Genomic DNA, 24,848 nt, shown 5'->3' with positions numbered 1-24,848 from the left:
GATTCCTCCTGTAACTTTTCCTGTTATTCTGCATATTTGCAGTCCATCATGTATTCACAGACCGTCCTGACGGCTGCTCATACTGAAGAGCTGCTTTGCGATCCACTTATAATCTCCGTTACCTTCTGTATGAAATCTTGTTTTCATGCAGAACAATCTGATTAAAGCGTCACTACACATCATACACAAAAAAACGCTTTACTTCAAGAGTTTTTGGCATATTTAATAATTATTTTATATATAGATTATCTTTTTGAGTTTATTTTGCCCTCTTCAAAGCCTTCCAACCGCATTTTCTTATATTCTGCGAAGTTTCCTGCATCAAGAGCATCTCTTATCTCTTCCATCATATGATTATAGAAATACAGATTGTGAAGTACACAGAGACGCATTCCCAGCATTTCCTTTGCTTTCAGAAGATGACGGATATAGGCTCTGCTGTAATGCTGGCATGCAGGACACTGACAGCCTTCTTCGATAGGACGTGTGTCCAGTTCATATTTTGCATTGAACAGATTCATCTTTCCATGATTGGTATATACATGTCCATGGCGGCCGTTACGGCTTGGATATACGCAGTCAAAGAAGTCAATTCCTCTCTCAACACCTTCCAGAATATTTGCCGGTGTTCCCACACCCATCAGGTAAGTAGGTTTATTCTGAGGAAGATAGGGGACTACCGCATCCAGGATCCTGTACATCTCTTCATGGGTTTCTCCAACTGCCAGACCGCCGACAGCATAGCCATCCAGATCCATTTCAGAGATCGCTTTGGCATGCTCAATGCGGATATCTTCATAAACAGCACCCTGGTTGATTCCAAACAGAAGCTGTTCTTTGTTAATGGTATCCGGCAGACTGTTCAGTCTCGCCATTTCTGCTTTACAGCGGGCAAGCCATCTTGTGGTCCTGTCTACAGATTTCTGCACATAATCCCTGTCAGCCACACTGCTGGGACATTCATCAAATGCCATGGCAATGGTGGAGGCAAGATTGGACTGAATCTGCATACTCTCTTCCGGTCCCATAAAGATCTTATGCCCGTCAATATGGGAATTAAAATAAACCCCCTCTTCTTTGATCTTTCTCAGCTTTGCAAGGGAAAATACCTGGAATCCGCCTGAGTCTGTAAGGATCGGTTTGTCCCATACCATAAATTTATGAAGGCCGCCTAACTGCTTTACTATTTTATCACCCGGACGCACATGAAGATGATAAGTATTTGATAATTCTACCTGTGTTCCGATCTGCTGTAAATCCATGGTGGATACAGCGCCTTTAATCGCACCGATCGTTCCCACATTCATAAAAACAGGAGTCTGGATCGTACCATGCACTGTATGAAACTCTGCACGTTTGGCACGGCCTTCTGTTTTAAGAAGTTTATATTCTGCCATTTTTCTTCTCCTCTTTCTCTCACAGCAATCTATCTCACGATAACTGCTGTAAATATGTAAAATTGTATTATGATATCAGTGTCAAAAAAGCCGGAAAATCCTTCGTGCCTGCACAATAGGACTTTTGGCTCCAACATCTTAATATATCAGAGTAAATTTCATTATATCTTGAAATAGCTGAATTTTCAACTGCAAATCACTCAAACCTTGGTAAACTTTCATATTGTCTTTTCCAGACCATTAGCGTATAATATTACGGAATATTCCATATCTGGAAACAGATATTTAATAGGAAAGAACAGGATAGATTTTTACTGTTCACTCCGTTCTCAGTAACGTAGCCAAAATTCATTCCAGATTGCCTGCGGCAATGGAATTTTGGCTTGTATGTCTCGGGATTTTGGCATATTCATGCCAAAACACCTCGCGGGATAGTGGTGTGTGAACAGTAACAGGAAAATTTCAATTTTGTTTATATACAATACGAGGAGGCTTGAATTTACTTTATGAATTACAAAACACTTGGAATTGACATTGGTTCCACTACTGTAAAGATCGCGATCTTAGATGAGAATGAAAATCTCATTTTCGCGGATTACAAGCGTCATTTTGCGAACATTCAGGAAACCCTTGCAGACCTTCTTCAGGAGGCCTTTGACCAGTATGGCGAGATGACTCTCCATCCTGTGATCACAGGTTCCGGCGGTCTGACCCTTGCCAACCATCTGGGCGTTCCTTTTACCCAGGAGGTTATTGCAGTTTCTACTTCTCTGCAGAAGCTGGCACCAAAGACAGATGTTGCCATCGAGCTTGGCGGTGAGGATGCCAAGATCATTTATTTCGAAAACGGAAACGTAGAACAGCGTATGAACGGTATCTGTGCAGGCGGTACCGGTTCTTTCATCGACCAGATGGCTTCTCTTCTCCAGACAGATGCCACAGGTCTGAATGAATATGCCAAAGATTACAAAGCGCTCTACCCGATTGCTGCACGCTGCGGTGTTTTCGCCAAAACGGATATCCAGCCACTGATCAATGACGGTGCAACCAAACCGGATCTGTCAGCTTCTATTTTCCAGGCAGTTGTAAACCAGACTATTTCCGGTCTTGCCTGTGGAAAACCCATTCGTGGACATGTTGCATTCCTGGGTGGTCCGCTTCACTTCCTGTCCGAGCTGAGAGAGTCCTTTATCCGTACTTTGAAGCTGGATGAGGAACACACCATCATTCCGGAGAACTCCCATCTTTTTGCAGCCATCGGTTCTGCATTAAATGCAAAAGAAGACAACTCCATTTCCCTGACAGAAATGAAAGACAGACTCCGCAATTCCATTAAGCTGGATTTTGAAGTAGAACGTATGGAACCACTTTTCGCTTCTCAGGAAGAATACGATACATTTGCGAAACGTCAGAGTTCCTACAAAGTAAAAACAGGAGATCTGGCTACATATAAAGGAAACTGCTATCTGGGTATTGATGCAGGTTCCACCACAACCAAAACTGCACTGGTAGGTGAAGACGGAACACTTCTCTACTCTTTCTACAGCAGCAACAACGGAAACCCGTTAAAAACTACCATCCGTTCTATTAAAGAGATTTACGAGCTGCTTCCCGAGAATGCAAAGATTGCTTATTCCTGTTCTACAGGTTACGGCGAGGCTCTGATTAAGGCTGCTCTGATCCTGGATGAGGGCGAGGTTGAGACCGTATCCCATTACTATGCAGCTGCATTCTTTGACCCAGAGGTAGACTGTATCCTGGATATCGGCGGACAGGATATGAAATGTATCAAAATCCGCAATAAGACCGTTGACAGCGTACAGTTAAATGAAGCATGCTCCTCCGGATGCGGTTCCTTTATTGAAACCTTTGCCAAATCCCTGAATTATACAGTGCAGGATTTCGCAAAAGCTGCTGTTTTCGCACAGCATCCTATAGATCTTGGTACCAGATGTACTGTTTTCATGAATTCCAAGGTAAAGCAGGCACAGAAAGAGGGAGCTGAGGTTTCTGATATTTCCGCAGGTCTTGCTTACTCTGTTATCAAAAATGCTCTGTATAAGGTTATCAAGGTTTCTGACGCTTCCGAACTTGGCAAGCACATCGTTGTACAGGGTGGTACCTTCTACAATGATGCGGTTCTTCGAAGCTTCGAAAAGATTGCAGGCTGCGAAGCCATCCGTCCGGATATTGCCGGAATCATGGGTGCTTTCGGTGCCGCACTGATTGCCCGTGAACGCCATCAGGAAGGCGCAGAAACGACTATGCTCTCCATTGATAAGATCAACGAGCTGAAATATACAACTTCTATGGCAAACTGTCGTGGATGTACCAATAACTGCCGTCTGACTATCAACAAATTCTCCGGCGGCCGCCAGTATGTAAGCGGTAACCGCTGTGAACGCGGTATCGGTAAGGAAAAGAACAAAGATCATATTCCGAATCTTTATGAATATAAATATAAGCGTATTTTCTCCTACGCACCGCTTACTGCTGATAAGGCAACGCGAGGTAAAGTAGGTATCCCCCGTGTTCTGAACATGTTTGAGAATTATCCTTTCTGGTATACTTTCTTTACAGAACTGAAGTATGAGGTTGTGCTCTCTCCTACTTCCACCAGAAAGATTTATGAGCTGGGTATTGAGTCCATTCCAAGTGAATCTGAATGCTATCCTGCCAAACTTGCCCATGGCCATGTAACCTGGCTGATCCGCAATGGCGTGAAATTTATTTTCTACCCATGTATCCCATATGAACGTAACGAGTTCCCGGATGCAGTCAATCACTATAACTGCCCGATCGTTACCTCTTATGCCGAAAATATCAAAAATAACGTAGACGAATTAAATGATCCGTCTATTACCTTCCGCAATCCCTTCCTTGCATTTACTTCTGAGGAAATTCTGGCAAATCGTCTGGTAGAGGAATTTAAGGATATCCCGGCAGGAGAAGTCAAAGCTGCTGTGCATAAGGGCTGGGAGGAAATGGCTGCTGCACGCCGCGATGTACAGAAAAAAGGGGAAGAAACCCTGAAATATCTGGAAGATACAGGACGCCATGGTATTGTCCTTGCAGGACGCCCATACCATATTGACCCGGAAATCCATCATGGTATCCCGGATCTGATCAACAGCTATGGTATTGCCGTACTTACTGAGGATTCCATCTCTCATCTGGCACCTGTGGAACGCCCGATCCGCGTCAACGACCAGTGGATGTACCACTCCAGACTGTATGCTGCCGCAAACTATGTAAAGACACGCGATGACCTGGATCTGATCCAGCTCAACTCTTTTGGATGTGGTCTGGATGCAGTTACTACAGACGAGGTTTATGAAATCCTTGACGGAAGTGACAAAATCTATACCTGCTTAAAGATTGACGAGGTAAATAACCTTGGTGCTGCAAGAATCCGTATCCGTTCCCTGATCGCAGCGATCCGCGCGAAGAAAGCACAAGGACAGAAACGTACTGTCAAACCTGCTTCCATTGATAAAGTATCCTTTACAAAGGAAATGAGAAAGGAATATACCATCCTCTGCCCGCAGATGTCACCGTTCCATTTCAGCCTCCTGCAGGCAGCATTCAATTCCTGCGGATACAACCTGGAGGTGCTTCCGAATGACAATAAGCATGCAGTGGATGTTGGTCTGAAGTATGTAAACAATGACGCCTGCTATCCGTCTCTGATCGTTGTGGGACAGATCATGGATGCTCTACTTTCCGGTAAATATGACCTGAACAAAACGGCCGTTGTCATGTCACAGACAGGTGGCGGATGTCGTGCTTCCAACTATATTGCATTTATACGACGCGCATTAAAGAAAGCCGGTATGGAACAGATTCCGGTTATCTCTGTTAACTTAAGCGGTCTGGAAAGCAATCCCGGATTCAAACTTACGCTTCCATTAGTGAAGAAAGTTGCTTACGGTGCCGTATTCGGAGATATCCTGATGAAATGCGTATATCGTATGCGTCCTTATGAACTGGAAGAGGGAATCGTAAACAGGAAACATAAAATCTGGGAACAGCGTGTGATCTCTTTCTTAAGCGGAAGCAGTATCAGCCACAGCCAGTTTAAGAAAATGTGCTGCGAAATGGTTCATGAATTTGATACCATTCCGATCAGTGATGTGAAAAAGCCTCGTGTCGGCATCGTAGGTGAGATCCTTGTCAAGTTCCTGCCTGCTGCAAATAATCATCTGGCAGAGCTTCTGGAATCTGAAGGTGCTGAGGCAGTTGTACCGGATCTGATCGATTTCATGTGCTACTGCTTCTATAATCAGAACTTTAAGGTAGAAAATCTTGGATTCAAGAAGTCCAAGGCAACCATGGCAAACTGGGGAATCAAAGCAATCGAATGGGTGAGAAAGCCTGCAAGCGAAGCTCTTGCACAGAGCCGCCATTTTGCACCGCCTGCTGATATCAGAGATCTGGCAAAAATGGCATCTCCGATCGTTTCCACCGGAAACCAGACAGGTGAGGGATGGTTCCTGACAGGTGAGATGATGGAACTGATCCATGGAGATGTTCCGAATATTGTTTGTATCCAGCCTTTCGGATGTCTGCCGAACCACATTGTAGGTAAGGGTGTTATCAAAGAGATCCGCAGAGAATATCCGACAGCCAATATTGTAGCCATCGACTATGATCCGGGTGCAAGTGAAGTCAATCAGCTCAACCGAATCAAACTGATGCTCTCCACAGCCCAGAAGAATCTGAAAAAAGTAGAAGAAAAAATGCATAAATAACCGTAATGGATATATTGCAATGTATTTTACCTTGCAATATGTCCGCCTTAGAGCGTGTCTGAAAAAGGCTTTCCCGCAATCTACATATCCTGCTTTGCGAAAAGCATTTTTCAAACGCGCTCAAAAAAAGAGTTATATTTCAGAAATTTTAAATGTGTTTCTATTTCAGAACTACATTTAAACCATGAAATATAACTCTTTTGTTTTTTACAATTTCAGTGTTTAATTATTCTGCCAGAACGGAAGTTTCTCTGCAATTCTTATCAGATAGCTTCCACCCGGAATTCTTCTAAGCTGTGATTCTGACGGCTTGCTGATAATCAGGTAAGCAAACAGATAAACAACCGCAGCAACAGGAATGGAAACGATCAGACAAATGAAATTGGATTTTACAAAAATGTTCAGTCCATAGCAGATACAGCCTGCAACAATTCCCATGGGAACAGATGCAAGAACAGGATACAGATATCCTTCTTTCCATGGATTCTTATACTGCAGATATTTCTTCATGGCTCTGTCATTTAACACACATACAACCACAGAATAGATCACCATTGCGATCAGCAGTGCATAAACTCCAAGGTTTGTAGTAAACAGCAGCACTACCACTACCACAATATCCACAACCAGTGCGATTGCAGCCGTAATCACCGGAATCCTCTGCTGTCCGATTGCCTGCAGAACTCCATTGGAAATATTTGACATTCCATTGAGCAGGATCGAAAAAGAACCAAGGATCAGCAGGTTGGCTGCCAGTCCTGTGGAATTTCCGTAAAGCAAAAATACAATCGGCTGTGCAAGCACTGCCAGTCCCATGGCACATGGGGCAGAAACTACCATAGAAAGCTGTACGGTCTGGTCAATGCACTCTCTAGTCGCTTCAATGTCTCCGGTGGCATACAGGGCGGAAACTTCCGGAATCATGGAAGTAGGTGCCGTACTGGACAGCGTCAGAGGAATATTAATAATTGTCATAAAGTAAGTAGCATACTCTGCATATAAAATACCAATCTGTGCCGCATCTCCACCTCTTCTTCCCAGAATATCCGAGAAAAGATACCCATTGATATAAGCATTTACATTATAAACAAAGGCGCTGAGAATGATCGGCGAAACAACCAGGATAATCACACGAAAAATCTCTTTGTAGGACTCTTCCTGATGTCTGTGGTCTTTCTCTACCCGGTGCAGGATTTTTCTGCGGTTTACACCATACACCAGAAGCATGAATGCCAATGCAGTCACCACTCCGGCTCCGGTTCCTACTGTGGAACCTGCTGCCCCCCATTTTGCAATGCTGTTCTCTATTCCATCTGAGAATGCATTGATGAATCCCCAGGCTGCCAGAAGACTGACTGCCGCATTAAATACCTGCTCAATGATCTGGGAGATAGATGTTGGCATCATATTTCTGTATGCCTGAAAATATCCTCTGAATACCCCAAGAATACCGGACAAAAAAATCGTCGGAGCCAGGATCTGAAGTGCCGGAATTGCATCCTTCTGATTCTGAGGGATGATCAACCCTGCTCCAAAGAGACAGAATAAACCGACCACTCCGCCAATCACCATGGCATAGATCATGGCACCCTTAAAGAACTTATGTGCATTTCTGTAATCCTTCAGAGCAATACGCTCGGAGATCAGCTTGGATACCGCCTGTGGAATACTAAAGGATGCGATCATCAGAAGGATCATATAGGCATTCTGTGCAAGACTTGTATAGCCCATTCCAAGGCTTCCGATAATATTGGAAAGGGGACTCTTGTACAGAAGACCGATCACCTTGGAGATCATAGCTGCAATCATCAGAAAGGATGCATTTTTTACTAAATTGTTTTTCTGATTCATGTTATCACTGTGTGTCTTTTACCTGACTACACATTACCTCTTTTCTTATATATTTTCTATCTGCCAGTCGATTGGTTCCAGACCATTGGCAACAAGAAATTCGTTTGTTTTACTGAAATGTTTACATCCGAAAAATCCCCTGTAAGCAGACAGAGGACTTGGATGCGGTGCCTCCAGAATCAGATGCTTCGGATTATTCAACATGGATTTTTTCATCTGCGCCGGACGTCCCCAGAGCAGAAATACAATAGGACGGTCCTGCTCATTCAGAACCTGGATCGCAGCATCCGTAAACTGCTCCCAGCCGATCCCCCTGTGTGAATTTGCCTGATGGGCGCGTACAGTCAGAACTGTGTTCAGAAGAAGCACCCCCTGCTTCGCCCACTTCTCCAGATAGCCGTTATTGGGGATATAGCATCCACAGTCATCATGAAGCTCCTGATAAATATTCACCAGGGACGGCGGAGTCTCCACTCCTCTCTTTACGGAAAAACAAAGCCCATGAGCCTGCCCGTCATTATGATAGGGATCCTGACCCAGGATCACTACCTTCACTTCATTTAACGGTGTAAAATGAAATGCATTAAACAGATCATCCGCAGGAGGAAAAATCTTCCTAGTCTGATATTCTGTCATCACCGTTTTATATAATTTCGCATAATACGGCTGGTGAAACTCCCCCTTCAGGGCTTCCAGCCAGTCACCTGAAATTGCTGACATACCTTATCCTTCACCTCTTATATTCTTCGTGGTCATCGTCTGACAGAAATTCCCCTGTCAGACAGATAATCCTTCACCTGAGAAATCTCCAGTTCTTTATAATGAAACAAAGACGCAGCCAGTGCAGCATCTGCTCCCCCTTCGGTCAGTGCATCATAAAAATGCTCCAGTGTACCTGCACCGCCTGATGCGATCACAGGAATGGAGACAGCATCAGCGATTGCTCTGGTAAGAGCCAGATCATATCCTGCTTTTGTACCGTCACAGTCCATACTGGTAAGAAGGATTTCCCCTGCGCCCAAAGCTTCCACTTTCTTTGCCCACTCTATGGCATCAATCCCTGTATCCAGTCTTCCGCCATGTTTGTAAATATTCCATCCGCCGTCTTCTCTGCGCTTGGCATCAATAGCCACAACTACGCACTGGCTTCCAAACTTGTCAGCCGCCTCACTGATCAGTTCCGGTCTGTCAATTGCTGCAGAATTTACGGAAATCTTATCTGCTCCTTCTCTCAGCAGTTTCTTGAAATCATCTACAGTACGGATACCGCCGCCTACTGTAAACGGGATAAATACATTGGCAGCAACCCGTCTTACCATGTCAACTACCGTATCTCTCTGTTCGCAGGATGCTGTAATATCGAGAAACACCAGTTCATCTGCTCCTGCTGCATCATAGGCTTTGGCAATCTCCACCGGATCACCCGCATCGCGAAGCTGCACAAAATTTACGCCCTTTACCACACGTCCGTTATTTACATCCAGGCAGGGAATAATTCTCTTTGTAAACATTTTATTTTCCCTCCTTCTCAGTATTGCCGTCTTTTCCCACAGCAGCAAAATTTTCAAGTATCTTCAGTCCCCATTTGCTGCTCTTTTCCGGATGGAACTGGCAGGCAAATACATTGTCCTTTTCTACGGAAGCATGAATACAGGTGCTGTATTCTGTAGTAGCCTTTACAATCTCAGGCTCCTCTGCCTGCAGATAATAGGAATGCACAAAATATACATAGGTCTGTTCCGAGATTCCCTGAAACAGTCTGCCATTATTCTGAAAATGCAGGGAATTCCATCCCATATGTGGAATCTTAAGCCCCGGCGCAGGAGGAATCTTAACAATTTTCCCTTTCAGGATTCCAAGGCCTTCCACCCCCGGTGTCTCCTCGCTGCTTTCAAAAAGGAGCTGAAGTCCCAGGCAGATTCCAAGAAATGGCGTCTTCTTCTCTACAATCTCATGGATCACAGGTACAAGTCCGTATGTATGAAGATTCTCCATCGCCTGTCCAAAGCTTCCCACGCCCGGCAGGATTACTTTATCCGCATTTAACAAAGTCTGCGGATCGCGGGTTACTGTTGTTTCTTCCCCAAGATAATGAAGTGCTTTTTCTACACTTTTAATATTTCCGGCATCATAGTCAATTATTGCAATCATGTTATCCTCCTGATGTCATTATCTGTTTTCCTCATTATGGTAATCCAAAGGTTTTCCGGATCACATGTCAGACCGGAATAAAATATCCGATCAAAACGCTCCAATACAGTATAACCCAAAAACAGACAGTTGCAAAGTGCTTTCTTTGCTTCTGTCTGTTTTTATTCCGGTCATACTACCGGTTACTGTTCACTCCGTTCACAATACCCGGATATCTTATCACTGCCTGCAATCCAGAGTGAACCAGAACTCCACGCCATTATCATAATTGCATACCCCATATTTCTGGTTCATACTCTCAATGATTGCCTTAACAATTGAAAGTCCGATACCACTTCCGCCATATTCTCTTGTCCGGGCCTTATCTACTTTGTAGAATTTATTCCAGAGATTTGGGATATCCTCTTCCGGAATCGGAGTACCTGTATTAAATACGGTTACTTTCACACAGTCCTCTTCCTGAAGAACCTTAATTTCTACTTTTCGTTCTCCTTCCAGATGGTTCAGTGCATTGCTTGTATAATTGGTCACAACCTCTTCAATCTTAAACTCATCCGCCCATACATATACAGGTTCTGTTTCTTCAAAAATCACAGTTGCTTCTTTCTGTTCGATCATAATATGCATAGAACCAAGTACACCCCTGATCAGGGATACAATGTCAAATCTTTCCATCACCGGGGCATCTTTACCGGACTCCAGCTGATTCAGCGTCAGCAGGTTTTTGACCAGCTTGTTCATCTTTGAAGCCTCATCCATAATAACTTCACAGTAAAATTCCCTGCTTTCCGGATCATCGGAAATATTTTCATTCAGCCCCTCTGCATATCCCTGGATCAATGCAATAGGAGTTTTCAGCTCATGAGAAACATTATCAAGAAATTCCTTACGCATCTCATCAATTTTAATCTTATCTTCTATGTCTTTCTGAAGCTTGTTATTAGCCGATTTCAACTCTGAGATCGTGCTCTCAAGTTTTCTGGACATTTTGTTAAAGTTATCGCCAAGTACATCAATCTCATTACCTGCCCTGCTTTGATATCTGGCATCAAAATCCAGATCAGACATCTTCTCTGATAATTTGGTCAGTTCACTGATCGGGCGGGTAATACGATTTGTCATCACAAGAATCACAATACCGCTGACCACAATTATGATTATTCCTACAATGAAGTAAAAACTGTTGGAAATAGATGCACTTTCCTTAATACTTTCCAGAGGAGAACGAATCAGGAAATAGTAACCATTATCAAACTGTCCCCAGCATTCCACATATTCCATGCCTGCAAAGCGATCATGCACCTGCCACATGGTACAGGTATCTGTCTTTTTGAGCACACGACTGTGCTGCATATCCTGATCCAGATTATTAATATACCCAAACAGCTTACTGCGGAGCATTTTTGCCATATTATTCTCTCCCCAGTAATAATAACCACTGTTTTCCTCATTTACTATGATCCAGGTAAGGTTATTTCTGGAACTGCTCCTCTCAATCTCATCCGAAATCTCATCTGTTGCCCCTTTTTTGTCCTCTTCTATATCTGTATCATACTGCAGGATGTCATCCAGATTCATCTGAGACAACACTTCTTTTGCCTCCTCCAGCACTTCTACTTTTTTGGATACATAATATTTTTCAAGAAAAAGACCATTGATCAGAGTAATGGTAAAGATCGAAAGCAGTAACAGACATATAAACACTACTGAAATCTGATGTTGCAGAGTATGAAATTTTTTATCTGTTTTTCCGTTTCCTGTCATTCGTCTACCTCAAACTTGTATCCCATACCCCATACAGTCTTTATATATTCACCTTTATCTCCCATTTTACTTCTGAGCTTCTTAACATGGGTATCAATCGTACGGGCATCTCCAAAGTAGTCATAATTCCATACAGAATTCAGGATCTTTTCTCTGGAAAGTGCGATTCCCTGATTCTCCAGAAAATATGTCAGAAGTTCAAATTCCTTAAAGCTCAGTTCCATAGGCTTACCATCCACAGTAGCCAGATGTGCTGCTTTATCTATAACAATGCCGCCTGCTGAAATCACATCTTCCGGATTATTCTGACCTGTACGTCTCAGAATTGCCTCCACTCTTGCAACAAGGATTTTCGGACTGAATGGTTTAGAGATGTATTCATCTACCCCCAGATCAAATCCAAGAAGCTCATCTCTCTCATCACTTCTTGCAGTCAGCATAATAATCGGAACTTTTGAGTTCTTGCGAATCTCACGGCAAACTTCCCATCCATCCATCTTCGGCATCATGACATCCAAAATGATCAGTGCGATGTCCTTCTCCTCATAAAAGATATCCATGGCTTCTTCACCATTACCGGCTTCCAGTACCTGGAAATTCTTCTTTGTCAGGAAATCCTTTACCAGCTTTCTCATGCGGCTCTCATCATCCACCACCAGGATTTTTAATGTATCCATTTGATCCCCTCCGTTTTTCTTCATTATTTTCCGAAACAGTTTTTACTTTTTATTTATACTGTTTTCCGAGTATTGTTAAAATCCACGACTGTTCAGCGCCTTTACAGCCACAGCGCAAAATCCGGGAAAATCGCCCTCAGCAACAGATTTTATCTTTCATATGGTTACTATAACAGAGATTTATGTAAGATTTGTGAACATATGACAGAAAAATTATAAGTATTGCTGTTCACAACACCAAGCAGGCCCAAATATAAAAATCTTCTTGACAAATTCTGTTTTTATTTCTATACTGTTAATCAGTCGATATATCTTATATAATGAATGATATATCAATATTAAAAAGTGCTTTCGTCTCATCACCAGTGCTATTTTATGAAAAAACAGCGTTGCAGACTCATTTTCAGGGCTTGTACTGGTTTCGACGGGGGCTTTGAAGTTGGGGAAGCCATCCGCAGACTCCCAGACTGCGTACCAACCGGGAAACTAAATATAAACGCAGACGAACAGTACGCGTTAGCAGCCTAATTGCTGCTCGTCAGCCCTGATGCACTCACACTTCAGGAATCTGACGTCGACCATGTGAGAAACCTTGCCGGGTAAGCTTTGCCCCGGTAGATGTATCATGAAGCTACTAAGGTTGTAAGCCTGTCGGTGGGCGTACATCCAAGGGAATGTTAAAACAGCGACTGTGATGGGAGATGCCTCAATGAATAGGCTTTCGGACGCGGGTTCAATTCCCGCCAGGTCCATAAAAAACATCCACAGGGTAATTCCCTGTGGATGTTTTTTATTCACCAAACTGTTGTGCACATTCTTTCAGCATTTCGCGGATTGGCAGATGGTACGGACATCTGGTTTCACATTTGCCGCATTCTATACAGGCGGAAGCCTTCACCGCAAGAGAACTGTAACGGTTTCTTGCCCAGTCTCCCAGCCCGTAACGGTTAAGATAGCCTGCGAACAGGAACACACCCGAAATATCGATTCCCACACTGCATGGAGCACAGTAATTACATCTGCGGCAGAAATTTGTTCCAAGCTGATTCCGTACTGTCTGAACTTCCTCCAGTTCTTTCTCGCTTAACGGAGAATCATCAAGACAGGCCTTTATATTCTCCTCGATTTCCCTCTCTTCCGCCATTCCCGGGATCACAATAGTAACGTTCTTATTCGAACAGACATAACGCAATGCCAGCGTTCCATTTTCAATTGCACCACCGGCCAGAGGTTTCATATCAATAAAGCCGATGTTTTTCTCCTCACATTTTGAGATCAGCTCTTCCCCCTGACTCTCTACAATATTATATGGAAACATAATAGTTTCCACCCAGTCAAGCTCCAGAGCCCGGGCAAAAACCTCCACAGAATGAGCGGTCAGACCAATATGTCCGATTTTTCCTGCTGCTCTTGCCTCCTGCAGTGCTTCAAGGGCACCACCGGCCGCCTGCACCTGATCAAGCTGTTCCATACTCGGATTATGCACCTGGTATAATTCAATATGATCTGTACGAAGATTATGAAGACTCTTCTCAATATCTTCAGCCATGGCTTCCTTTGTACGTGCCATGGACTTTGTGGCAATTATAAATCTGTCCCTGATACCTTCCAGTGCATATCCCAGATATTCTTCACTGACCGTATATCCTCTGGCTGTATCAATATAATTTACTCCCCGGTCTGCTAGCTTATGCAGCAGTGTCTTTGTTCCTTCCGCATCAATTTTCTGGATCGGTATCCCGCCAAGGCCCATTCTGGAAACCCTGAGACCGGTTTTTCCAAGTGTTACGTATTCCATATTTTTTCTCCTATTCCAATCAAAGATAAAAACTGCCACCGGATCTTACCGATGGCAGTCTGATTATCTCTTTACAACTGTTAATCAGAAAAAACAACTGGTTTCATCCTGATTATACTCGAGAAAGATATTCTCCTGTTCTTGTATCAATTTTCAGTTTATCGCCCTGGTTAACAAACAGCGGAACCTGAACCTGTGCACCTGTCTCTACAGTAGCCGGTTTTGTGGCACCCTGTGCTGTATTTCCGGCGAATCCCGGCTCTGTCTCAGTAACTTCAAGTTCTACGAACAGAGGAGGCTCAATAGCAAATACATTTCCGTTGTGGGAACAGATCTTAACCATCTCGTTCTCTTTAACGAATTTAAGAGAATCTCCAACCTGATCTTTTGTAAGACCAACCTGATCGTATGTCTCTACGTTCATAAAGTAGTACAGATCACCATCATCATACAGATACTGCATATCTACACGCTCAATACGTGCAGCCGGGAATTTCTCTGTTGGACGGAAAGATTTCTCAAGAACTGCTCCTGTAATAATGTTTTTGTATTTTGTTCTTACGAAAGCAGCACCCTTTCCTGGTTTTACGTGCTGGAATTCAACAATCTGACATACGTTTCCGTCAATTTCAAGTGTGATACCGTTTTTGAAATCACCTGCTGAAATCATAGTTATATTTCCTCCTTAATAGTACAGTTCAGCAATGCTGTGTCTTTTGACAACAACAGCCGTTCAAAGTGTGTGTCCCTCTCATGCTTTTCTCAGTTTTGTGACACACTCTTATTTAATTTTATAATATTCTGCTGTTTTTTTCAACTATTTTTTACACATGTTTTTAATTTTTCTTCAAGCTGACCAATCAGATCCTCAAATGGCTTGTCTCCTGTGATCATCTCAACATCTGCAAACTTTGTATAAACCGGATCGCGCTGTTTAAGAAGTTTTCTGATCTTATCTTCTTTGTCTTCTCCCTCGATCAGAGGATTGCTGCTGGAATTTTCCAGTCTCTTCTTCAACGTTGCATAAGATCCCTTCAAATATACTACAGTTCCCAGTTTTTTAATATATTTTGCATTCTGTTCCTGCATCGGAAGACCGGACCCCAGAGAAATGATCTTCTGTTCCGGATCATCGATCAGTGCCTTGATCACAGTTGTCTCAAGAGCTCTGTAAAATGGTTCTCCGAATCTGTCAAAGATTTCTTTCATTGTAAGGTTCATCTTCTTTGATACTACGCGGTCAACGTCTACAAAAGGAAGATTGAAATCTTTTGCCAGCCGTTTTCCTACTCTTGTCTTACCTGAACCCATAAATCCTATGATAACAATATGGTTCATGAATTCCCCTCCTCTTTGCGGTAAAAATATAGTACAATTCTTTCAAGATATCGTTTCAGTACAATCTGAATCTCTTCTTTCGGATTGAGTGGTTTCACCAGAATATTCCGGATTCCTGTGCGTTTCGCACCATATATATCAGTAAAGAGCTGATCTCCTATAAAAACTGTATTACTTCTGTCTGTCCCAAGAAGTTCCATTGCCCTGATATAATTTTTTGTTGAAGGCTTGTGTGCATTCTCGATAAACTGCGCTCCTATCGCATCATTAAAAGAAGAAACTCTCTCGTACTGGTTGTTTGACAGAAAACAGCATTTAAATCCAAGTTCCTTCAGATGTGCAAACAACGCACATGCTCTCTCATCTGCCGGTGCACCATGAGGTACCAGAGTATTATCTATATCAAACAGAAGTCCTCTGTATCCCTGCGCATACAGATCATCGAAGTTTATCACATAGGTAGAATCCAGATATTCATCCGGAAAAAAGCAATTAAACATCCGTAGTCATTTCCTTTATTTATATTTTTCTGAAAACAAGATCAGCGATAAGTGTCTAACAGTACGCTGTCCCCGAAATACTGAATCATTATGATCAGCGTTCATTAAGAGGAACATATACTGCCGGTTCCAGAACATTCTTATATGCCGGACGGATGATCTTATCTGCATTAATGAGCTCTTCCATACGGTGCGCACTCCATCCTACGATACGTGCAACTGCAAACATCGGTGTATATAATTCCAGTGGCAGATCCAGCATACTGTACACAAAACCGCTATAAAAGTCTACATTGGCGCTTACACCTTTATAAATACGACGCTCTTCTGCAATTACTTCAGGTGCCAGACGTTCCACCATAGAATACAGGGCATAATCTTTCATTCTGCCTTTTTCCCTTGCCAGAGTTTCCACATATGCCTTGAAAACTTCAGCTCGCGGATCAGACACTGAATAAATCGCATGTCCCATTCCATAGATCAGTCCCTTCCGGTCAAATGCCTCTTTATGAAGAAGTCTCTTCAGATATGTCCGGACCTCGTCTTCATCCTTCCAGTCCTTAACTTCCTTCTTCATATCATCAAACATCCTGACAACTTTAATGTTGGCACCGCCATGCTTTGGTCCCTTTAATGAGCCAAGTGCTGCGGCAATCGCAGAATATGTATCAGTTCCTGATGAGGAAACCACATGAGTTGTGAATGTAGAGTTATTACCTCCGCCATGTTCCATATGAAGGATAAGCGCAATATCCAGGATCTTTGCCTCCAGATGTGAATACTTCTTATCCGGGCGAAGCATTCTCAGAATGTTCTCTGCTGTGGTAAGTTCTTTCTTCGGATTATGGATATAGAGACTCTTATCTTTAATATAATGGTTATAAGCCTGATATCCATAAACAGATAAAAGCGGAAATACACTGATCAGATTCAGACACTGTCTGAGCACATTCGGCAAAGATGTATCGTCAGGGTTGGTATCATAAGAATATAAAGTAAGCACACTTCTGGAAAGCCCGTTCATGATATCCTTGCTCGGGGCCTTCATTATAACATCACGCACAAAATTTGTAGGAAGTGACCGCTGATTTGCCAGAAGCTGTGTAAAATCTGCAAGCTGTTTCTTATCCGGAAGACTGCCAAATAATAAAAGATAGGTAACTTCTTCAAATCCATATCTGTCATCTTCGATAAATCCCCTGGTAAGATCTTTGATATCATATCCTCTGTAGGAAAGACTTCCAGCACATGGAACTTCTTTGCCATCAACAATCTTTGTGGCTTTCACATTAGAAACCTGAGTCAGGCCTGCAAGAACCCCTTTTCCATTAATATCACGAAGACCTCTCTTCACATCATATTTTGCATACAGAGAAAGATCCAGACTTGTATGTTCCTTGCAAACCTCCGTCAGATTTTCAATTTCAGGTGTTACTTTGGTTTTAAATCCCGCCATGTAATAAATCTCCTTTCTTCACAATTCTCTCGATAATGATTCCCTCCTCGTTTCTGTCATCGCAACAATTTGCAGATGCACATCTCTGTAAATATTATAGCATTTTTTTCTCTTTCGGTCTACATCTTATATATTCTGTTTCTGAACATAAAAAACCAGATTGTTACTGTTCACTCCGTTCACAGTAACGTAGCCAAAATTCATTCCAGATTGCCACTTACTGTTCACGCACTACTGTCCTGCGAAGCAGTTATTCGGTTATGAGCAAGTAGCGAAGCGGATTGCGAATATCCGCTTGACTTTCCATTTGCAGTTTCTTACGGATACATGGCAATATAAGAACCGAAACGTACAGTGCGAATTTATGCAGTTTTTATAAATATACTGTATTTTTTAGAAATTGCTATAAATTGTATGGATGATTTTTAACATTTTCTCATACTTGGCGCCATTTCGCAAGTACAAATTTTGTTCAAAAAATTTTCATAAAAAAATTTTCATTTGGCTCTTTCCATTTGTAACACTTTAGTGTATAATAACGTCGATTTAAAAAATAATTATACGATGGACGAGGAGGAAATCATAATGTCTTATACTGAAGAAGTATACGAAAGAGTCGTAGCACAGAATCCAAATGAGCCTGAATTCCATCAGGCAGTAAAGGAAGTTTTAGACTCCCTTAAAGTCGTAATCGACAAAAATGAAGAGAAATACCGCAAGCTTTCCATTCTGGAACGTCTTGTTGAGCCTGAAAGAATCATCTCTTTCCGAGTTCCGTGGGTAGACGATAAAGGTGTTGTACAGGTAAACAAAGGTTATCGTGTACAGTTCAACAGTGCGATCGGACCATACAAAGGTGGTTTAAGATTCCATCCGTCAGTAAACCAGGGAATCCTTAAATTTTTAGGTTTCGAACAGATTTTCAAGAACTCCCTTACAGGTCTTCCGATCGGTGGCGGTAAAGGTGGTTCAAACTTTGATCCTAAAGGAAAATCTGACAGAGAAGTTATGGCATTCTGCCAGAGCTTTATGACAGAACTTTCCAAATATATCGGTGCTGACATGGACGTTCCTGCAGGTGATATCGGTGTAGGCGGACGTGAGATTGGTTATCTGTACGGACAGTACAAGAGAAACCGCGGATTATACGAGGGTGTTCTCACAGGTAAAGGTCTTTCCTACGGTGGATCTTTGATTCGTACACAGGCTACAGGATATGGTCTTGTATATATGCTGAACGAAATGGTTAAAGCTAAAAACGACACAATCTCCGGTAAAACTCTCATCGTAACAGGTTCCGGTAATGTTGCCATCTACGCAGTAGAGAAAGCTGCCGAACTTGGCGGTAAAGTTGTTGCTATGTGCGACTCCAACGGATATATCTATGATCCGGAAGGAATCAAACTTGACATCGTTAAAGATATCAAAGAAGTAAAACGTGGACGTATCAAAGAATACGCAGATCGCGTAGAAGGCGCTACTTATACAGAAGGAAAAGGTATCTGGAACATCAAATGTGATATCTATCTTCCATGCGCAACTCAGAATGAACTTGACCTTGATGCTGTTAAGATCCTTATTGCAAACGGATGCAAATATGTTGCAGAAGGTGCAAATATGCCTACTACCCGCGAGGCAACTGATTACCTTATGGCAAACGGTGTAACATTTATGCCTGGTAAAGCAGCTAATGCCGGTGGTGTTGCTACTTCCGCACTTGAAATGTGCCAGAACTCTGCAAGACTTTCCTGGACAGCAGAAGAAGTTGATACAAAACTTCATCAGATCATGGTTGATATCTTCCATAAAGTTGATGATGCTTCCAAGCGTTATGATATGGAAGGCAACTATGTTGCAGGCGCTAATATCGCAGGCTTCGAGAAAGTTGTAGATGCTATGATCGCTCAGGGTATTGTTTAATTTATTTTAGTTAATTACCCCCATAAAAATACACATAAAGAGCCGGCGGGATATTATTCTCGTCGGCTCTTTATATTTGCCCGTAAATCCTTTCACACAGAGCATTCATACATTACTGTTCACACAGAACTCTTATTTAATTCATAAACTTCTTCAGCTCGTCCATAAAAGTACTGACATCTTTAAATTCTCTGTATACAGACGCAAAACGTACATAAGCAACTGCATCCAGATCTTTCAAATGTTCCATAACGATCTCACCAATTCTGGTGCTGGAAATCTCTTTCTCTTCGGTATTAAAGATTTCTCCCTCTATGGCATCCATCATCTCTTCAATCTTATCTATGGATATTGGTCTTTTATAGCAGGCTCTCAGAATTCCCGACTGAATTTTACTGCGATTATACTGTTCTCTGTTCTGATCTTTTTTGATCACAGTAAGCGGAATACTTTCCACCTTTTCATATGTGGTAAATCTCCTTCCGCAGGCATCACACAAACGACGGCGACGGATAGAATTGGTATCTTCTACCGGTCTGGAATCAACTACTCTCGTATTATCCTGATTACAAAATGGACACTTCATACGACGTCCCCCTTTAATTCGTATTACTGTTTTCTGCTTATGTACTATATACTTGATTCGGTTAAACGGCTACAAATACGTTACTGTTCACTCCATTCTCAGTAACACAAATACAAACAGTTATATATAGTTTTATTATACTGTATTTCTATTTAAGGTGTCAATAAAAGGACTTGCATAAATTTTTGCAAAAATACATAAATTGTTATCAAACGCATATCAGATTCTGAAAGCATTGGCACGACAGTCTGATTTTAACCGGAAGGACTGTATCTGATTTATGAAAATCTGTGAATTAAAGCAAAAAGAAGTAATTAATATTTGTACCTGCCGCAGTCTCGGATGTCCCATTGATGCGGAATTTGACTGCAAAAGCAGTCAGCTCACTGCCCTTATACTTCCAGGCCCCGGAAGATTCTGCTGCCTGTTCGGACGTGATAATGAATATATCATTCCCTGGGAATGTATCAGCCAGATCGGGGACGATATCATCCTTGTGAAAATAGACGAAGAAAAATGTTTCCATAAAGGCTGATATTTCACCGCAGAGAATTGTCAAGGACCTATATTTTTTATATTTTCCCGGTCAAAGTATAAATCCACTGCTATATGAGAATCATTCTTACTGAAGTATATGACAACTATTCGGCAGCCACTGTCCTTTTTTTATTTCCTGAAATGATTTCGGAGGATCCTGGCTCATATCTGCGAATAGTCGGTTTACATCCAGAGATAATAAGGAGGATTCAATAAGATGGCACTGAACAAAGTTGAAATCTGCGGAGTCAATACGTCGAAACTTCCTGTTCTTACAGCAGAAGAAAAAGCGGAACTGTTCAGACGGATCAAAAACGGCGATGAACAGGCACGTGAATTGTACATTAAAGGAAATCTACGTCTTGTTCTCAGCGTAATACGACGATTTCAGAACAGCAGCGAAAATGCCGATGACCTTTTTCAGATCGGATGTATTGGTCTGATCAAGGCCATTGACAACTTTGATACCACTTTACAGGTAAAATTTTCCACTTATGCAGTTCCAATGATCATAGGCGAAATCAGGCGATATCTCAGGGATAACAACAGTATCCGCGTCAGCCGTTCTCTTCGTGATATTGCATACAAAGCAATCTATACCCGCGAAAATTATATGAAACAGCACCTGAAAGAACCTACAGTTACCGAAATTGCACAGGAAATTGGTATCGAAAAAGAAATGATCGTATATGCCCTTGATGCTATCCAAAATCCTGTGAGTCTCTTTGAACCGGTCTATACAGAAGGCGGTGATACTCTTTATGTCATGGATCAGATCAGTGACAAAAAAAACAAAGAAGAACGCTGGATTGAAAATCTTGCTCTCCGCGAAGCTATGCAGAGGTTGAACAGCCGCGAAAAGCATATCATAGAACTGCGCTTCTACGAAGGAAAGACGCAGATGGAAGTAGCTCAGGAAATCGGCATCTCCCAGGCACAGGTCAGTCGTCTCGAAAAAAATGCACTGAAATCCATGCGTAATTATCTGCGTCCATAAAATGATAATTCAAGATCCGTATTCAGAAAAGCAGCCTGGCCCAATACCTGCCAGACTGCCTTACATATCTTTTAAAATATACCGTTTTCCGCCTCTTTCCAATGAAGTTCTGATCCGTCTGTGAAGCTTTAATGAAGCTTTAACACTTCAACAAATTCTGCCAGTTTTCTATATTAAATATCTGCTTCACATCCAGAGCCCCTGACATTGCAGGAAAGAACTTCTTCATATCAGTAAATACCAGAGCATAGTCGAACTTTGACATTCCGATCATCCTACGAAGCTCACGCCTGTAAAAATCCAGAAGCATCTCCGGCACTTCTGTTTTCTTAGATTTCATAAATTTTTTATGACATACATATTCTTCGTCCGTAGCCGGGTAGGAACGCTTCCAGTATAAAACCCTGATTTCTTTTGGCAGACTATCCAGTTTCTCAGAAGACTCCTCTTCTTTTGCACCATTCCCGATCAACGTCACATCAAAATGCTCATAATCCACTTTGTTCAGAAATTCATAGAATGCCTCTGTCTCCTGTGTATCACTGAAATCTCCTGCATATACCAGAAGTTTTACTTTATCTGTCTGATTCAGATATATCGGATTTACCGGTTCTTTTCCATCAAGCAGGACTTCTGCTATACGTTTGCATGCTTTTCCATCATCTCTCGGACATATCTGTTCTCTTGCTTTTTCATACTTCTCTTTACAGGAAGCAGCCACTCCCGGAAGATCCTTCAGAAGTTCACCAAGCTTCTCAGGGGTAGACACTGCCGGTCCCGGAAGTTTGTCAAATCCGAAGTACAGACCTCTGTAATCTTCAAAATTCTCCGCATCCGGCACATAAAACAGAATCGGTTTTCCTGTCAGCATGAAATCATAAAAAATACTGGAATAATCAGAAATCAGTACATCTGTCACTGACAAAATCTCATTTGTATCCATTGTTGCAGGAATAAATTTTGTCTGCGCATCACCAGGTTCCATGGCATTCTCTTTCATATAGTGATATACGATCTGATGAAGCTTGACAAAGATCTGATATTCATTTGTATCTATACTGTTCTCCATTACATTGATCAGCTTATAGACATCCTGCAAATCTGTATCCGGACGGCTGTATTGTTCGCCTCTCCATGTCGGTGCATAAAGAATAATCTTTTTATCTTCCTTTACGTCCACTCCGCAATCCTTAAGTTCCTGTATCACTTCTGCTCTGTCACTGTCAAAAAGCTTATCATTACGCGGGAAGCCCTCTTCCAGCACTGTGCCTTCATACAGATTCTGCATTTTATACGAATCTTTGTATGCTGTCTTTGTCATATAAGGTCCGGAGGAAACTATATAATCTGCACTGAGCAGATTTCTTGCTGTATTTCCCTGAGAAATATTTGCTCCCGGAATATCAAATCCCATATTCTTCAGAGGAGTTCCATGCCAGGTATCGATCAGTACCTGACCTTCTCTTTTAAGGAAATAGCTTGGAAAGCTTACATTATTTACCAGATATTTCACTGTCGCAAGTTCTTTACAGTATTCCTTTGATTTATATTTTACAAATCGCACGTTCGGATATTTTTCGTATTTTTCAATTTGTTTTCTGTTATCCTCGAAGTCCTCAAGCACCCAGATATGGGTATAATCCTGATACTCTTCTTTTTCAAGAAGATACAAAAACAGAGCATAAGGATTACAGATCATACCACGTCCGCCAAAAGCTTCATAAAGAATTGTATTATCTCTTATCTGGTATTCCTTTACAAACTCGGCATAGCTGGTTCTAAGCGGATATTTCTCCCTGCACTCCAGAATCTGTTCTTCATTTTTCATATAAAAGGTCTTGATTCCCATTACACGATTAAAAAGACGATTCCACTCTTTAACTGCCTTCTCAATGGCAAAATCTTCAGATTTCCAGATTGCATTTCTGGACATCTCTCTGCGGAGTTCTTCATCATGTGCCAGCTTCAGCATCGCATCTGTAAATTTCTTTGTATCAAAAGCTTCCGGCAGGTATCCTGTTTTTCCATCATCGATGATCAGATCCATCGCTCCTGTATGGAATGCGATGACAGGAAGACCAAATTCAAAGGCTTCCATGATAACCATCGGCCATCCTTCCCACCTGGACGGAAGAAGGAAAACAGAAGAATTCAGGTAATACTTCTCCGGCTCATTTGTATAACCGACAAAATTAACTCTGTCCTCAATACCACGTCTCTTTGCATCCGCCACAATCTGATTCCAGAGATCACCGGCTCCGATAATATCCAGCTGCCATTCATCATCCTGCTTACAGAACTCTTCAAAAGATTCCATCATCAGATCAAGACCCTTGGCATATACAAATCGTGTAGCCATAAGGAAACGCTTGGATTTTGGGTCGCATTTTCTCTCACTCACGAAGCTTCGGGGATTAATTTTAACTTCTGTATCAATATCCAGAAATTTTTTGTAATCGCGCTTATCATAGTCACTGAGAACAATGTATCTGTCCAGCTTCGGCAGATATTCCTGGAGCAGACATTCCTGTTTCCAAAATACGACATTAGGAACATCAAGATATCCGGCATAACAGTTATGCTGCCATCCGATTGTCTTTGCATTCAGCTCCGGCGCCAGCATACCCAGACGAAGGCTTAAACTTGCAGTTGTGATAATAATATCATAATTCTGCTCATTTAAATATTTTACCCATTTTTCTCTGGTCTTTTTCGGGAAAATCGCATCTGCCAGAATATCATTATATTTTTCTTTATTAAAAATCCCATATTTGGCATTCAGTTTCTGAACAAGATAACGCCAGCAGAAAGCCGGTGTATGATGTCGATTGACAAACTCATTATTATCAATAAAGTCAACCTTGATATCCTCACTCATATGATACATATTCCGGTCTTCTTTAAATCTGTCCTGATATACCATGATCGTCACATCATGCTCTTTTACAAGTTCATTCGCAAGAAGTGTGACAACTCGCTTAGTTCCGCCAAGATCAAATATCTTGGTGCACCAAATACATATTTTCATTTATCTTTTTCTCCTGTTATGACTTTCTGATATCTGTATCCTATAGCAATTCCATAAAATAATGCAATCAAGACAGTTCAGCAGAGTGTGAAGGACA

The 24,848-nt window shown here is 42.0% G+C and carries 18 protein-coding genes and 1 other RNA gene; 5 read left to right on the top strand and 14 right to left on the bottom strand.

Annotation, left to right across the window (positions count from 1 at the left end; translation table 11 throughout):
• Positions 1-245: 245 nt before the first annotated feature.
• Positions 246-1,397 carry a tRNA guanosine(34) transglycosylase Tgt gene (gene tgt, locus I4V44_RS10900; RefSeq protein WP_008703492.1) on the bottom strand — a complete coding sequence of 384 codons (1,152 nt, stop codon included), beginning with the start codon at positions 1,395-1,397 and terminating at the stop codon, positions 246-248.
• Positions 1,398-1,903: 506 nt separating this feature from the next.
• On the opposite strand from tgt, the gene I4V44_RS10895 reads away from it, so the two are divergent.
• Positions 1,904-6,148, top strand: a complete 4,245-nt coding sequence (locus I4V44_RS10895; protein WP_196002707.1) for a 2-hydroxyacyl-CoA dehydratase — start codon at positions 1,904-1,906, stop codon at positions 6,146-6,148.
• 222 nt (positions 6,149-6,370) lie between these two features.
• Here the strand turns inward: I4V44_RS10895 and I4V44_RS10890 are convergent, their stop codons facing one another.
• From I4V44_RS10890 to I4V44_RS10865, 6 genes are all read right to left on the bottom strand, one after another.
• Positions 6,371-7,999 carry a putative polysaccharide biosynthesis protein gene (locus I4V44_RS10890; protein WP_196002706.1) on the bottom strand — a complete coding sequence of 543 codons (1,629 nt, stop codon included), beginning with the start codon at positions 7,997-7,999 and terminating at the stop codon, positions 6,371-6,373.
• 45 nt (positions 8,000-8,044) lie between these two features.
• Positions 8,045-8,719, bottom strand: coding sequence for a uracil-DNA glycosylase (gene ung, locus I4V44_RS10885; protein WP_008703498.1), 675 nt, complete (start codon positions 8,717-8,719; stop codon positions 8,045-8,047).
• A gap of 32 nt (positions 8,720-8,751) precedes the next feature.
• The gene (gene hisF / locus I4V44_RS10880) at positions 8,752-9,510 is read right to left on the bottom strand and encodes an imidazole glycerol phosphate synthase subunit HisF (RefSeq protein WP_008703500.1); all 759 of its coding nucleotides are present in this window, start codon (positions 9,508-9,510) and stop codon (positions 8,752-8,754) included.
• 1 nt (position 9,511) lies between these two features.
• Positions 9,512-10,150 carry an imidazole glycerol phosphate synthase subunit HisH gene (hisH, locus tag I4V44_RS10875; protein WP_118586452.1) on the bottom strand — a complete coding sequence of 213 codons (639 nt, stop codon included), beginning with the start codon at positions 10,148-10,150 and terminating at the stop codon, positions 9,512-9,514.
• Between the two features lie 219 nt (positions 10,151-10,369).
• The gene (locus I4V44_RS10870; protein WP_118586449.1) at positions 10,370-11,914 is read right to left on the bottom strand and encodes a sensor histidine kinase; all 1,545 of its coding nucleotides are present in this window, start codon (positions 11,912-11,914) and stop codon (positions 10,370-10,372) included.
• Positions 11,911-12,591: a response regulator transcription factor gene (locus I4V44_RS10865; protein ID WP_020993968.1), complete on the bottom strand. Its 681-nt coding sequence runs from the start codon at positions 12,589-12,591 to the stop codon at positions 11,911-11,913. Before I4V44_RS10865 ends, I4V44_RS10870 begins: the two co-directional genes overlap by 4 nt.
• A gap of 406 nt (positions 12,592-12,997) precedes the next feature.
• On the opposite strand from I4V44_RS10865, the gene ssrA reads away from it, so the two are divergent.
• Positions 12,998-13,346, top strand: a transfer-messenger RNA (tmRNA) gene (gene ssrA / locus I4V44_RS10860).
• Positions 13,347-13,381: 35 nt separating this feature from the next.
• On the opposite strand, the gene I4V44_RS10855 is transcribed toward ssrA, so the two are convergent.
• The 5 genes from I4V44_RS10855 to I4V44_RS10835 form a co-directional block, all read right to left on the bottom strand.
• Positions 13,382-14,389: an aldo/keto reductase gene (locus tag I4V44_RS10855; RefSeq protein ID WP_118586446.1), complete on the bottom strand. Its 1,008-nt coding sequence runs from the start codon at positions 14,387-14,389 to the stop codon at positions 13,382-13,384.
• A 112-nt stretch (positions 14,390-14,501) separates the two neighbouring features.
• Entirely contained in the window at positions 14,502-15,059 is a 558-nt protein-coding gene (gene efp / locus I4V44_RS10850; RefSeq protein ID WP_008703519.1) for an elongation factor P, read from the bottom strand.
• A gap of 143 nt (positions 15,060-15,202) precedes the next feature.
• Complete coding sequence (locus tag I4V44_RS10845; RefSeq protein WP_008703521.1) at positions 15,203-15,727, bottom strand: shikimate kinase; 525 nt, start codon at positions 15,725-15,727, stop codon at positions 15,203-15,205.
• Positions 15,724-16,227, bottom strand: a complete 504-nt coding sequence (locus I4V44_RS10840; protein ID WP_008703523.1) for a YqeG family HAD IIIA-type phosphatase — start codon at positions 16,225-16,227, stop codon at positions 15,724-15,726. Before I4V44_RS10840 ends, I4V44_RS10845 begins: the two co-directional genes overlap by 4 nt.
• Positions 16,228-16,321: 94 nt before the next feature.
• Positions 16,322-17,683, bottom strand: a complete 1,362-nt coding sequence (locus I4V44_RS10835; protein WP_008703524.1) for a citrate/2-methylcitrate synthase — start codon at positions 17,681-17,683, stop codon at positions 16,322-16,324.
• Positions 17,684-18,268: 585 nt separating this feature from the next.
• Here I4V44_RS10835 and gdhA point away from each other — a divergent pair.
• The gene (gdhA, locus tag I4V44_RS10830; protein WP_008703526.1) at positions 18,269-19,603 is read left to right on the top strand and encodes an NADP-specific glutamate dehydrogenase; all 1,335 of its coding nucleotides are present in this window, start codon (positions 18,269-18,271) and stop codon (positions 19,601-19,603) included.
• 136 nt (positions 19,604-19,739) lie between these two features.
• Here gdhA and nrdR read toward each other — a convergent pair whose 3' ends face one another.
• Complete coding sequence (gene nrdR, locus I4V44_RS10825) at positions 19,740-20,189, bottom strand: transcriptional regulator NrdR (protein WP_008703527.1); 450 nt, start codon at positions 20,187-20,189, stop codon at positions 19,740-19,742.
• 280 nt (positions 20,190-20,469) lie between these two features.
• Between nrdR and I4V44_RS10820 the strand changes: the two genes are divergently transcribed.
• Positions 20,470-20,724 carry a YlmC/YmxH family sporulation protein gene (locus I4V44_RS10820; protein ID WP_008703528.1) on the top strand — a complete coding sequence of 85 codons (255 nt, stop codon included), beginning with the start codon at positions 20,470-20,472 and terminating at the stop codon, positions 20,722-20,724.
• A 219-nt stretch (positions 20,725-20,943) separates the two neighbouring features.
• The gene (gene sigG, locus I4V44_RS10815) at positions 20,944-21,723 is read left to right on the top strand and encodes an RNA polymerase sporulation sigma factor SigG (protein WP_008703529.1); all 780 of its coding nucleotides are present in this window, start codon (positions 20,944-20,946) and stop codon (positions 21,721-21,723) included.
• A 139-nt stretch (positions 21,724-21,862) separates the two neighbouring features.
• On the opposite strand, the gene I4V44_RS10810 is transcribed toward sigG, so the two are convergent.
• Entirely contained in the window at positions 21,863-24,751 is a 2,889-nt protein-coding gene (locus I4V44_RS10810) for a CDP-glycerol glycerophosphotransferase family protein (protein ID WP_118575783.1), read from the bottom strand.
• Positions 24,752-24,848 lie beyond the last annotated feature (97 nt).

Source organism: Blautia sp. 1001283B150304_161114_C9 (assembly GCF_015668165.1).
GTDB classification, from domain to species: Bacteria; Bacillota; Clostridia; order Lachnospirales; family Lachnospiraceae; genus Blautia_A; species Blautia_A wexlerae.
The sequence above is the reverse complement of the archived record's forward strand: the minus strand, read 5'-3'. Positions and strand labels throughout refer to the sequence as shown.